This window comes from Flavobacteriales bacterium, assembly GCA_020435415.1.
Lineage (GTDB): Bacteria > Bacteroidota > Bacteroidia > JACJYZ01 > JACJYZ01 > JACJYZ01.
The window spans coordinates 25,085-38,051 of record JAGQZQ010000025.1; the positions used below are offsets into that span (position 1 = coordinate 25,085).

A 12,967-nucleotide genomic window follows, 5' to 3' on the forward strand; every position below is an offset into this window, starting at 1 on the left:
ACTATGATTCAACCTACAATAAAGCGTGTTCTTCTTAGCCGTATATCACTGCTGGTTATCCTGGGATTGGGAATAATAGCGCAGAACGCCTGGAGTCAGACATTCAGAAGATCGCTCGATTGGCAGACACCCCAGCAATGGAGTGGTTCCGAAGAAATTAACGAGTTCTTTTTGTATTTCTCCGGTGCGGTGTTTTCGGAAGCTACACGGCTTCCAGTATACCAGGAAGTACTTCCTGTAAAGGGGGATGGTATTGCAGAAATCAAGCTGACCAACGAGGAATATGTTCCCTTATCTGCAGAAGAAATAAAGTTATTGCCTAAGGATGGTCAGCTTCCGGAAACGCCTACACCGGTTACACAAATGGCAAGAAGTCGCAAGGAGCAGGTTGCCATACTGACCATCAACCCCTTCAGAATTGATAAAGAAACAGGAAAATGGACCAAGCTGGTGCGTTTCGAGTTTAACATGAACATGCTCCCTGCGTCGCAACGGAAGTCAACAGCGAAGAAAAATTATGCGAGCCAATCGGTGCTTGCTTCTGGCCAATGGTATAAGGTAGGGGTGAAGGCCAGCGGGGTTTGTAAACTAAGTTATAATGATCTGGTCACCCTGGGACTCTCTCCGGACAATATTGATCCCCGGAATCTTCGTGTGTATGGAAATGGAGGAAGAATGCTTCCGCATGCAAATGCGGCTTTCCGATATGATGATCTTGTTGAGAACGCCATTGAGGTAGTAGGTGAGTCCGATGGTAAATTTGATACGGGTGATTATATCCTGTTTTATGCCCTCGCGCCCGATGGTTGGAACTTTGATGATGCCAAACAGACATTCACACATGAAGTTCATGGCTTTGATTACTCGGCCTATTATTATATCACCGCATCAAACGGACCCGGTAAAAGGGTTCAGAATATGCTGCCTCCTGTCTCGGCTCCGACACATGTGGTGACCAGTTTTGACGATCATCAGTTTCATGAATTGGATGAGGTGAACCTGATCAAATCAGGAAGAGAATGGTATGGTGAGGTCTTTGACATCATCACATCCTGGTCTTTCGGATTCAATTTTCCCAATATTGACAATTCCAGTGATGTCGAGGTCATAGCCAACGTGGCAGCCCGATCCATCAATGTCAACAGTACTTATGACATGAATGTATCCGGTCAGTCGACCTCTATTGTTGTTCCTTCTGTGAGTGGTGTGTATTACAACGAGTATGTCGGACTGGCAACCAGGTCATTTTCCATGACGCCGAATTCAGATCAAATTTCTGTCGACCTGACCTATAATAAACCTGGGGCCTCCGCATCAGGCTGGTTGAATTTTATTGAAGTCCATGCGCGAAGATATCTTCAAATGGTAGGGAACCAGATGCATTTCCAGGATGTTGCTTCTATCGGAACCGGTAACGTTGCAACTTATCAGGTTACAAATGCAACCCCGGCATTAAAGGTTTGGAAGGTTACCGATCCGTTGCAACCGGAAGAGGTTGGCGGTATACTAAATGGTTCCACATGGACAGCGGATTGCAATGCAGATTCTCTCGAACGTTTTGTTGCATTTAATGGGGGAAGTTTTGTTCAACCTACGCTTGTAGGTGCTGTCCTTAATCAGGACCTGCATGGTCTCGCCGCTACAGGCACCTACGATATGCTGATTGTATCTGCGCCTCAGTTTCTGGGTGAAGCCCAGCGCTTGGCGGATTACCATCAGTCTTTTGATAATATCTCCAGTCTGATCGTTACCCCGCAACAGATATATAACGAGTTTTCATCGGGAACCAGGGATATCACAGCTATCCGGGATTATGTTAAGATGTTCTACGACCTGGCACCCACCCCAGATGATATTCCCAAATACCTGCTGCTTTTTGGTGACGGTTCCTATGATAACAAGGACCGGTTGCCTGACAACACCAATTTTATTCCGACGTATCAATCTGCCAATTCACATACGCCAACCGCGTCATATGTTTCGGATGATTACTACGGTTTGCTGGATGATTCGGAAGGGAAGTGGCAGTCCGGTGACCCAGACCTCGTTGATATAGGAGTGGGAAGACTTCCGGTAAAAAATCAGGCAGAAGCGAAAGCGGCGGTTGATAAGATCATCCACTACCAACACCCTACTTCTACCCTGGGTGATTGGAGAAATACGGTCTGTTTTGTCGCCGATGACGAAGACAGCAATCTGCACATGTCCCAGTCGGACCAGCTGGCAGTATATGTGGATACCAATTACCGTGACTATAATGTCAATAAGATATTCTTTGATTCCTTTCAGCAACTCTCCACTTCTGGCGGGCAGCGTTATCCAGACGTTACCGATGCCATCAACAGGCAGGTCGAGCAGGGAGCATTGCTCGTGAATTATACCGGACACGGTGGTGAACTGGGATGGGCGCACGAGAGAGTGTTGGATGTTCCGGATATTCAGGGGTACAAAAACCTGGACAATATGCCGGTATTCATGACGGCCACTTGTGAATTCAGTCGTTACGATGATCCCGGTCGCACTTCCGCTGGAGAGTACCTGTTCCTGAATCCGTCAGGAGGGGGTATCGCATTGTTTTCTACCGTGAGGCTGGTGTTTGCCGTCCCTAACTTTCAGCTTAACCAAAAGTTCCTGCAACGCTTATTTGTCGAAATCAACGGTGAACTGCCAAGAATGGGGGATCTGTACCGATTGACAAAAGTAGCCAGCGGATCTTCTGTAAATAACAGAAACTTTGCGTTGCTTGGCGACCCTGCACTCCGGATGGCATATCCGCAGGAAGTGGTGAAAACAACGGGAATTAACAGCAAACCTTTGGCAGGTTTGAATGACACGCTCAAAGCGATGGATAAAGTTACCATCAGTGGCGAGGTCACCGATAGAAATGGTGCGAAACTCACCTCTTTTAACGGAGTGGTATTTCCCACGATTTATGATAAACCCGTTTCCGTTAACACGTTATCAAATGACGGAGGTAATCCGTTTAAATTTCAACTGCAAAAGAACATTATTTACAAAGGGAAAGCCCAGGTGACGAATGGCGATTTTTCGTTTACATTCGTAGTTCCCAGAGATATTGCATATCAATTCGGAAGGGGAAAGATCAGTTACTATGCACACGATGGTAACAGCGACGCCCATGGGTCCTACATTGATTTCCTGATCGGCGGAACATCCGATAGCACCATCGCGGATAATGAAGGCCCGGAAATAGACTTATACATGAACGATAAGCAATTTGTCTTTGGTGGGATTACAGACGAGAACCCCACTTTGCTTGCGTACGTGCGCGACAGCAGCGGAATCAACACGGTTGGCAATGGCATCGGGCACGACATTACCGCCATCCTTGATGGGAATACCGAAAAGACCATCGTTCTCAATGATTACTACGAGGCAGACTTGAATCAGTATCAAAGTGGAATGGTGGAATATCCTTTGTCCGAACTGGAAGAGGGTCGTCATTCCCTTAAATTCAAGGTTTGGGATGTTTTGAATACCTCATCGGAAGCATACACTGAATTTGTGGTGGCAAAATCCGCCGACATTGCCCTGGAGCATGTATTGAATTACCCGAACCCCTTCACAACAAAAACACAGTTTTTCTTCGATCACAACCAACCCGGACAAACCCTTCAGGTTCAGGTGCAGATATTCACCGTTTCAGGTAAACTCATCAAGACATTGAATACTGTTGTTCAAACAGAAGGATTCAGATCAGACCCGATCCAATGGGACGGAAAGGATGACTTCGGTGATGCCATCGGTAAGGGGGTGTATGTTTACCAACTTACCGTGCAGAACGAAACGGGAAAAGTGGCGGAGAAGACTGAAAAACTAGTGATCCTTAAATAAGTCATAACCATAGATTATTCAATTTACGTATATTTGCCTTCCCTGATGAAAAACGCATCCTTAAATAACCGTTCTGTTAAGTGGGCTACGGGTTCAGCTTGTGTTTTATACGCGCTGTTTTCCGCATCCGCAACGCATGCACAGAACCTAACCGTTGACTCCCTCACCGGTGGCATCAATACCATTACTACCGCCGTGCCTTTTCTAATGATTGCACCGGATGCAAGAGCAGGAGGAATGGGTGATGCCGGAGCGGCTTCAACCCCTGACCCAAACTCATTGCATTGGAATGCAGCCAAGCTGGCATTCATTAACAAGGTGCCATTCGGTAAGAAAGATAAAAGCCGGAACATCGGATTTTCCATGTCATACATCCCATGGTTAAGGGCACTGGTTCCGGATATCAACCTCGCTTATATCTCCGGTTATAAAGTGCTTAAAGGAAACAGGGTTTCTCAGGTGGTGGCAGGGTCTCTGCGCTATTTCTCCCTTGGTGATATCACCTTCACAGATATCGTAGGGAATGTGACCGGTCAGTTTAAACCCAATGAGTTTGCCGTTGATTTTGCTTACGGCCGCTCTTTATCCGAAAATTGGTCGGGTGGATTGGCCCTCAGGTACATTTATTCCAATCTGACAGGTGGTGTTTTTGTGGAGGGGAACCCCAGTCATGCCGGACGATCGGTAGCTGCGGATATCTCCGCATACTATCAGAGTGAAGTGAAATTGTTTAACCGCGATGCGCTTGTTGCTTACGGCATAAGTGTTACCAACATAGGCGCGAAAATATCCTATACCAAGAATGCCGACCGGGATTTTATTCCGATCAACGGCAGAATGGGTGGTGCCGCCACTTTTAAGCTTGATGACTATAACAAAGCCATGTTCGTGGCCGATATCAATAAATTACTTGTACCCACCCCGCCGATCTATAACCCTGACGGAACCATTAAAGAAGGCAAAGATCCGGATCGCTCTATTGCAAGCGGTATGATGGGGTCCTTCTATGATGCTCCTGGTGGTTTGGCCGAGGAGATCAGGGAGTTTAACTATTCCGTGGGCGGAGAGTACTGGTATGATAACCAGTTCGCCATCCGGGCCGGGTATTTCTATGAGCACCAGACCAAAGGAAATCGTAAATTCTTTACTGTGGGAGCTGGCTTGAAATACAATGTTTTCGGATTGGATTTTGCCTACCTCATTCCAACCCAGCAAAAGCATCCGCTGGAAAACACCCTTCGTTTTACCCTGTTGTTTGATTTCGCCGGACTTGGCTCCGAAGGCGGAGAGGAATAAGCTGCATGAACGGTTTTCGCGTTGGATTCGGATTTGATGTCCACCGCCTTGAAGAGGGCCAGCCGTTCTGGCTCGGTGGGATCAAGGTTCCTCATACCAAAGGTTCCATAGGGCATTCTGACGCAGACACCCTTATTCACGCCATATGTGATGCCATGCTTGGTGCCTGTGCACTGGGAGATATCGGCCAGCACTTTCCTGATAATGACCCTTCACTGAAAGGAATTGACAGTAAAATTCTTCTGAAAAAGATTACTGCTCTGGTTGCAGAACAAGGCTATGAACTGGTCAATGTGGATGCCACCATCGCCCTCCAAAAACCCAAAGTCGCAACATTTATCCCTGACATGCGAAAGTCCCTTGCAGACGTCATCGGTGTGGATGTAGGCCAGGTTTCCGTAAAGGCCACCACTACCGAGAAACTTGGTTTTGAAGGAAGGGAAGAAGGCGTATCAGCCTATGCCGTCGTTCTGCTCAGTAAATCCAACCACTGATACCAATTCCAGGCTTTGTTTACTTTTGTGAGGTAAAGACCATTTCATGAAAGACACAAAGGACATTAGAATTGCAGTTATCGGCGCCGGTAATCTGGGCACTGCTTTAGCCAGGGGCCTGGCAAAATCCAAACAATTCAAGGCGGAGAACATCACGCTTACACGCCGCAAGACAGCATCTCTGGAACCGTTATCCGAAGAGGGCTTTAAGGTCAATACAAACAACAGGGAAGCAGTCCGGGAATCCGATATCATCGTCATCGGGGTATTGCCTCAGCAGTTCAACCAGGTGATCACAGATCTTAAGCCTGCCATTGATAACAAACAACACCTCATTATCTCCCTGGTGACCGGTGTCTCATCTCAGGATATTCAAAAGCATCTGGGTGATCAGGTTCGTGTCGCCAGGGCCATGCCCAATACTGCGATCGCCATTGGAGAGTCTATGACCTGTCTATCTACTTTGAATGCTGAGAAGAGCGATATGGACCTGGTGACCACCATGTTCAATACGGTGGGTGAAACAGTGACCATCGGTGAGGAGTATATGACCGCGGCAACGGCGTTGTGTGCATGTGGTGTGGCCTTTTTCCTGCGTGCCGTAAGGGCAGCGTCTCAGGGTGGTACCGAGATCGGATTTCACGCCGATGAGGCGCTGAAGATGGCGGCTCAAACGGCCAAAGGCGCTGCATCGTTGCTGTTAAGCAGGGATCTTCATCCGGAAAGAGAAATTGATAAGGTGACCTCTCCCAAAGGTTGCACCATCGCCGGGTTGAATGAAATGGAACATCAGGGATTCAGTTCCGCCATGATCAAAGGAATCATTACCTCTGCAACCAAGGCGGGGGAGCTGTATAAGGCCGACTAGCCGATACCTGCCTCAGGATGCCCGAACCCTGGCACCGGCTTTTTCGAATTGTTTAGATAGCTTGGTCATCGCAGCCTCCACTTCTTCATCGGTTAGTGTTCTTTCTCCATGACCGAACACAAAGCTGAGGGCATACGATTTTTTACCTTGCTCCAGTTTATTTCCCTCGTACACATCAAAGATGGAAACATCCTGTAACAGGTTGCCTCCGTTCTTCCATGCGATGTCTTTCAATTCACCGTAGGTTGTTTCTTTAGGGATAAGCAGGGCAAGGTCACGCTTAACCGCAGGAAAGCGACTGACCTCCCGGTAAGTGGTCACTTCCCTTTGTTTCAGGGCTGCCAGTACCACATCCCATTCGATGATGGAAACCACCACATCCTGCTGAATATCGAAATGATCCAGTATGGCCTGACTTGCTGTGCCAACTGTTGCAACAATTTCGTCTTTTCCCGTTGTGCATTGGATCGCTTCCCGGTATAATGTATTGTTGGAGATCACCTGCTCATGCCGGAGTGAAATGCCCAGGCGTGTCAATATTGTTTCGGTTGCGCTTTTCAGGTAGAAGAAGTCTGCTGACGGTGCTTCACCTGACCACGACATGGAAGTTTGAACTCCGGTGGAGAACAATGCCAATTGTGTCTTTTCCCGGTAATCATCCGCTTCTTTTTTTCCTTTCGCCAGGGCATATACCCTTCCGAACTCAAAGAGGGTCAGGTTCCTGTTCTTTCGGTTCAGGTTGTGCAGGATGGTTTCCATTCCTCCAGGGATCATGCTGGTTCTCATGACGGACAGGTCTGAGCTTAACGGGTTCAGCATGGCAGCCGGCTCACATCCTTCAGGTGGTGGAAATAGATTCAATCGCTTGTCTGATATCATGGAGTTATTCATGATCTCTGTAAATCCATTTGCCACGAGCATGTCGGCTATGGCATTACGATAAGTATCCGGTTCCCATCCGTTGGTGGATGGGTATGAAATGACGCTATGTGTTGATGGTTCGATGCCCAGACATCCATAGATTCTCAGGATCTCCTCGATGACATCCACTTCCCTTGTGACCTCTGTTTTGAATGTTGGTACCTTAACGGTCCATCCTTCCGTGCCGTTGACGCTGATCCCGAATTGCAGGGATTTAAGTATGTTCTCTATAACGTTGGGTTCAATGACTTTTCCCAGCAAACGATGTACACGGGAGATGCGCAATTTGACTTCCCTTGGTTCAATTTTTTTCGGGTAGATATCGGTAATGTCCGATGTTACTTTTCCACCGGCCAGCTCACAAATTAATTGTGCGGCACGGTTCAGTGCAAGCAGGGTTGCTTCCGGATCACTGCCGCGTTCAAAGCGGAATGAGGCATCGGTTTTTAGCTCATGGTGAGATGAGGTCCTGCGTATGTAGGTGGGATTGAAACATGCACTTTCCAGAAAAACAGAGGTAGTCTGATCCGAGATACCGGAATGGATGCCGCCGAAGACACCGGCTATACACATGCCACCTTCCGTATCGCAGATCATGAGGTCTGTTGATTTCAGCTTTCGGGTTTTCTCATCCAGCGTTACAAAGTTCGTTCCTTCGGGAAGGCATTGGACCACCACCTTATTTCCTTTGATCTTTCCGGCGTCGAAGGCATGCAGCGGTTGTCCGGTTTCATGAAGTACGAAGTTGGTGATGTCCACCACATTGCTGATGGGTTGAAGACCGATGGCTTTTAGCCTGTTTTGCAACCAGTCCGGACTTGGTCCGATGGTGATGCCTTCAAGCACCAAACCTGAATAACGCGGGCATGCTTCCGGATCCAGTACCTCCACATCTATCTTCACTGCTCCGTCTACTTTCTGTAAGTCTTTTATCTGAGGGAGATTTAGAGAGGCCTTTACGCCATGATGTTGCAGGACGGCATAGAGGTCTCTTGCAACGCCCATGTGTGAGGTTGCATCGCCCCGGTTCGGGGTCAGTCCGATCTCAAAGACCAGGTCTTCTTCAACAGGAATATATTCAGTGAGTGCTTTACCCGGTTGCCAGTCTGCCGGCAATACCCTGATGCCGGAATGGTCTTCACCCAGCCCAACCTCATCATCCGCGCACAGCATCCCTTCCGATAATTCACCCCTGATCTTGGCCTTCTTTATCTCGAATGATTCGCCTTTAACTGGTTTGATCACCGTTCCTACCGGCGCAACGATCACTTTTTGCCCTTCCGCCACGTTAGGCGCACCGCAAACAATACTCAATTCGTGACCGTTTCCTGTATTTACCTTGGTGAGGCTTAATTTATCTGCGTTGGGATGCTTCTCCTTTTTAACCACTTCTCCGACCACCAGGCCTCTCAGGCCACCGGGAACGGATTGGAATGTTTCGATGTTTTCAACTTCCAGGCCGCAATCGGTCAGGTACCTTGCCGTTGTTTCAGCGTCAAGGTCAAAGGAGAGGTATGACTTCAGCCATTGGAATGATATTTTCATGAACCGCTAGTCTGTTTGGGTTGTGGCGGCAAAGGTAAGAAAACCCTCCCAATCCGGGTGTCAGCTGATCATGCTCCAGTTGGGGTGAAGTTTTTCCAACCGGAGAAGTTCATTTCGGGTGCCCTGGAGGGACACATCCTGTAGTTTGGGATCTTGCTGTAGTAATCTGGCAGCCAGTTTCCGGGCATGCGAAAGGATGTCATAATCCTTGGTGAGGTCTGCGATCTTCAAATCCAGGATACCGCTTTGACGGGTGCCGCTGATGTCACCCGGGCCACGCAACTCAAGATCTACCTGTGCGATACGGAAGCCATCGTTGGTAGTGGTCATGGTTTTGATCCGGGTACGACCATCATCGCTGAGTTTATCGCCGGTCATCAATACGCAATAGGATTGGTCCGCGCCACGCCCTACGCGTCCCCGTAACTGATGAAGCTGTGAAAGTCCGAAACGCTCCGCACTTTCAATCACCATCACAGAAGCATTGGGTACATCCACTCCCACTTCAATCACGGTGGTGGCCACCATGATCTGGGTCTTCCCTTCCTGGAACCGTTTCATCTCAAAGTCTTTGTCGGCCGGTTTCATTTTTCCATGTACGATACTCACGTGGTATTCCGGGGCCGGGAAGGCTTTTTCAATACTTTCAAATCCGTCCTGCAGATCTTTGTAGTCCATCTTCTCCGATTCCTGGATCAGCGGATATACCACGTAAATCTGGCGTCCTTTGGCAATCTCTTTCTTCATAAACCCGAATACGGCGAGGCGTGCCGAGTCAAACTGATGGATGGTTTTGATGGGTTTACGGCCGGGGGGCAGCTCATCGATCACGGAAGTGTCCAGGTCTCCATAGAGTGTCATGGCCAGTGTTCTGGGGATAGGCGTGGCCGTCATCACGAGAATATGGGGTGGCCGGACTGATTTTTTCCAGAGTCTGGCCCTTTGGGCTACGCCGAACCTATGTTGCTCATCGATCACGACAAAGCCGAGTTTCTTAAATGAGACGGGATCTTCGAGAAGGGCGTGTGTACCCACCAGAATGTGCAATTCTCCGCTAGCCAGAGATTCGTGCAGTGATTTACGTTCGGAAGCTTTTGTGGATCCGGTCAATAATGCGGTGCGGATTCCGAGTGGTTCAAGGTATCTGGAGATGCTTTCATAGTGTTGAATGGCGAGGATCTCCGTGGGTGCCATAAGGGCGGCCTGATAACCGTTGTCCAATGCAATCAGCATGGTCAGCAGGGCCACCATGGTTTTGCCGCTTCCCACATCTCCTTGTAACAGTCGGTTCATTTGCTTTCCGGATCCCATATCCTGGCGTATCTCCCGGATCACTTTTTTCTGGGCGCCGGTCAATTCGAAGGGAAGGTATTGGTCATAGAAGGCATGAAAGTGCTGGCCCACTTTGCTGAAAACGATGCCCGGTACGTCATGGTGACGTTGTGTTTTGGCTTTGAGGAGGCGAAGCTGGATAAAGAAAAGCTCTTCGAATTTCAGGCGGTTCCTTGCGGCTTCCAGGGTATCGGGATTCTGCGGAAAGTGGATTTGCTGATAAGCGGCGTGGAGTTCGGGGAAGTTAAAATGCCGGATGATCTTGTCCGGCAGCGTTTCCGGCAGCTTACCGGGAATCTGTTCCAGGAGCTGGCGTATCAGTTTGGATAACCCTCTGCTATCCAGCCCGCGGCGTTTGAGTTTTTCTGTGCTGGGGTATACGGCCTGAAGTCCCTTCAAGGGTGATGCGTTAAAGTCGGCGACGGTCTCCAGGTCCGGGTGAGGGATATTCAGCTGACGTTGGTATAGCACGGGTTTTCCGAACAGCACGTATGGCGTGTTGATCTGCAGTTTGTCTTTGATCCACCGTACGCCCTGGAACCAGACGAGCTCTACTGATCCGGTCTCGTCTTCAAACCGGGCAGTCAGTTTTTGTCCGCGCTTCAGAGGCACGGCTTTCAGGGTGGTAATCTGTCCTTTGACCTGCACATAAGGCAGATCACCTTTCAGCTCGTTGACCTTGTAGAACCTGGTTCTGTCGATATAGCGAAATGGAAAAAGCCTGAGGAGATCTTCAAAAAAGAAAATACCTGACTCTGTCTTAAGGGTGTCAGCGCGTTGTGGACCAACACCTTTAAGGTACTCAATGGGGGTGGAGAGAAATGCCCGGATGCCGTCTTCCTTCTCCACTCCGGACCATATTTTAGATGGAATAGGAGCCCAGCAGAATGACGGGGTTCTCCATCAGTTGTTTGAATGTTTGCAGGAACTGTGCGCCTGTGGCTCCATCTACAACCCGGTGGTCGCACGATAGCGTTACCTTCATGGTGTTGCCTGGCACCACCTGCCCGTTTTTAACTACGGGTACCTGTTTGATGCCACCGATGGCCAGGATACAGGCATCGGGTGGATTGATGATGGCGGTGAACTCTTCGATCCCGAACATACCCAGGTTGGATATGGTAAAGGTGTTTCCTTCCCAGTCTTCCGGTTGAAGTTTCTTGTTCTTAGCTTTCTCGGCATATTCTTTCACTTCAGAAGATACCTGGGAAAGGGTCTTCCCATCTGCGAAGCGCACCACGGGTACGAGCAGGCCTTCGTCTACAGCAACAGCCACACCAATATGCACGTGGTCATAGTAACGGATCGTGTCACCGAACCACGATGCATTTACCTTAGGGTGCTTCTTGAGGGCCGCAGCAGCAGCTTTGATCACGAAATCATTGAAAGAGATCTTTACATCGCTGATGGTATTCACCGACTGGCGTGCGCTGATGGCAGCATCCATGTCGATTTCCATGGTGAGGTAGAAGTGGGGTGCGGAGAATTTGCTTTCTGCAAGTCTGCGCGCGATGGTCTTACGCATTTGCGAGACCGTTTCATCGTGGTAAGCTTCAACCGTGGAGACGGCCATCGCGCCTCCGGCCTTGAAGTACTCAACATCACGTTTGATGATCCTGCCGAAATCCCCTGTGCCTTTGACCATGGACAGGTTAATGCCTTTGTCTTCTGCGATCTTTCTGGCCAGTGGTGATGCTTTCACCTTACCGTTGATCGGGGAGGCGGTATGCGTAGCGGCAACGGGTCGTGCTTCAGTTGTTTGTGCGACGGGTGCCGGTTGTTTCTTCTCTTCTGTTTTTTGAGGAGCCGGGGCGGCGGGTGCTTCCGCTTTGCTTTCTTCCTCCCTGGGCGCTTCTGCTGCGGCCTTACTTTTTGCTTCTTCCTCTTTCAGGATGCCCTTGATATCTTCTCCTTTTTCACCGAGGATGGCCAGGACAGAATCCACCGGGGCGGCTTTACCTTTATCCACACCTATGTGAAGGAGCACTCCGTCCTGGAATGATTCGAATTCCATGGTGGCCTTGTCTGTTTCGATCTCGGCCAGAAGGTCTCCGGATTTCACATTATCGCCTACCTTCTTATGCCATGCTGCCACAACCCCTTCGGTCATGGTATCACTAAGCTTGGGCATTCTAACAATTTCCGCCATACGGTTGTGCTTCTAAGGTAAATGAATCTTTTAGTCGATGATGTAGGGGTAATCCTGCTGCATGTACACATCCTTGTAAAGTTCGGATGGGTCCGGGAACGGTGATTCTTCGGCAAATTTCACCGCTTCATCCACTTCTTTGTTCACCTTCTTCTGGATATCTTCAATGGCTTTATCAGTGGCCATTTTATCTTTCCTGATCTTGTTAAGAACGGTCTCGATCGGATCGATGGCTTTGTATTTCTCCACCTCTTCCTTGGTCCGGTACTTCTGAGGATCGGACATGGAGTGGCCTTTGTAACGGTAGGTTTTTATTTCCAGGAGGGTAGGGCCTTCGCCTTTTCTGGCGCGTTCAGCTGCCTCTGCGATGGCTTCATGCACCGCTTCACAGCTCATGCCATCTACGGGTTTGGAAGGCATCTCGTAAGCATGACCTGTTTTGTAGAGGTCAACCACATTGGACTGGCGGGCTACCGAGGTACCCATGGCGTAGTTGTTATTTTCAAT

At 49.1% G+C, this 12,967-nt stretch carries 8 protein-coding genes; 4 read left to right on the top strand and 4 right to left on the bottom strand.

From position 1 onward, the window contains the following. Positions 1–3: 3 nt before the first annotated feature. Genes porU through proC form a run of 4 tightly spaced genes read left to right on the top strand, consistent with a single transcriptional unit; the run spans position 4 to position 6,513 of the window. Positions 4–3,855, top strand: a complete 3,852-nt coding sequence (porU, locus tag KDD36_06170) for a type IX secretion system sortase PorU (protein ID MCB0396217.1) — start codon at positions 4–6, stop codon at positions 3,853–3,855. Between the two features lie 45 nt (positions 3,856–3,900). Then, positions 3,901–5,151, top strand: coding sequence for a type IX secretion system outer membrane channel protein PorV (porV, locus tag KDD36_06175; GenBank protein ID MCB0396218.1), 1,251 nt, complete (start codon positions 3,901–3,903; stop codon positions 5,149–5,151). 5 nt (positions 5,152–5,156) lie between these two features. Beyond that, positions 5,157–5,645 carry a 2-C-methyl-D-erythritol 2,4-cyclodiphosphate synthase gene (locus tag KDD36_06180; GenBank protein ID MCB0396219.1) on the top strand — a complete coding sequence of 163 codons (489 nt, stop codon included), beginning with the start codon at positions 5,157–5,159 and terminating at the stop codon, positions 5,643–5,645. A 46-nt stretch (positions 5,646–5,691) separates the two neighbouring features. Then, a complete protein-coding gene (gene proC, locus KDD36_06185; protein ID MCB0396220.1) occupies positions 5,692–6,513 on the top strand; it encodes a pyrroline-5-carboxylate reductase in 822 nt (273 codons plus the stop codon). A 12-nt stretch (positions 6,514–6,525) separates the two neighbouring features. On the opposite strand, the gene KDD36_06190 is transcribed toward proC, so the two are convergent. From KDD36_06190 to KDD36_06205, 4 genes are all read right to left on the bottom strand, one after another. Further along, complete coding sequence (locus KDD36_06190; protein MCB0396221.1) at positions 6,526–8,979, bottom strand: phenylalanine--tRNA ligase subunit beta; 2,454 nt, start codon at positions 8,977–8,979, stop codon at positions 6,526–6,528. A 60-nt stretch (positions 8,980–9,039) separates the two neighbouring features. Next, positions 9,040–11,142 carry an ATP-dependent DNA helicase RecG gene (gene recG, locus KDD36_06195; protein ID MCB0396222.1) on the bottom strand — a complete coding sequence of 701 codons (2,103 nt, stop codon included), beginning with the start codon at positions 11,140–11,142 and terminating at the stop codon, positions 9,040–9,042. Positions 11,143–11,173: 31 nt separating this feature from the next. After that, positions 11,174–12,460 carry a pyruvate dehydrogenase complex dihydrolipoamide acetyltransferase gene (locus tag KDD36_06200; GenBank protein ID MCB0396223.1) on the bottom strand — a complete coding sequence of 429 codons (1,287 nt, stop codon included), beginning with the start codon at positions 12,458–12,460 and terminating at the stop codon, positions 11,174–11,176. 30 nt (positions 12,461–12,490) lie between these two features. Beyond that, a partial coding sequence (locus KDD36_06205; protein ID MCB0396224.1) for a pyruvate dehydrogenase (acetyl-transferring) E1 component subunit alpha occupies positions 12,491–12,967 on the bottom strand: 477 nt, incomplete at its 5' end.

Excerpts from the sequence above, each read along its gene's own strand:
- porU (MCB0396217.1), top strand. The coding sequence starts at position 4 with ATGATTCAACCTACAATAAAGCGTGTTCTTCTTAGCCGTATATCACTG.
- porV (MCB0396218.1), top strand. The coding sequence starts at position 3,901 with ATGAAAAACGCATCCTTAAATAACCGTTCTGTTAAGTGGGCTACGGGT.
- KDD36_06180 (MCB0396219.1), top strand. The coding sequence starts at position 5,157 with ATGAACGGTTTTCGCGTTGGATTCGGATTTGATGTCCACCGCCTTGAA.
- proC (MCB0396220.1), top strand. The coding sequence starts at position 5,692 with ATGAAAGACACAAAGGACATTAGAATTGCAGTTATCGGCGCCGGTAAT.
- KDD36_06190 (MCB0396221.1), bottom strand. The coding sequence starts at position 8,979 with ATGAAAATATCATTCCAATGGCTGAAGTCATACCTCTCCTTTGACCTT.
- KDD36_06200 (MCB0396223.1), bottom strand. The coding sequence starts at position 12,460 with ATGGCGGAAATTGTTAGAATGCCCAAGCTTAGTGATACCATGACCGAA.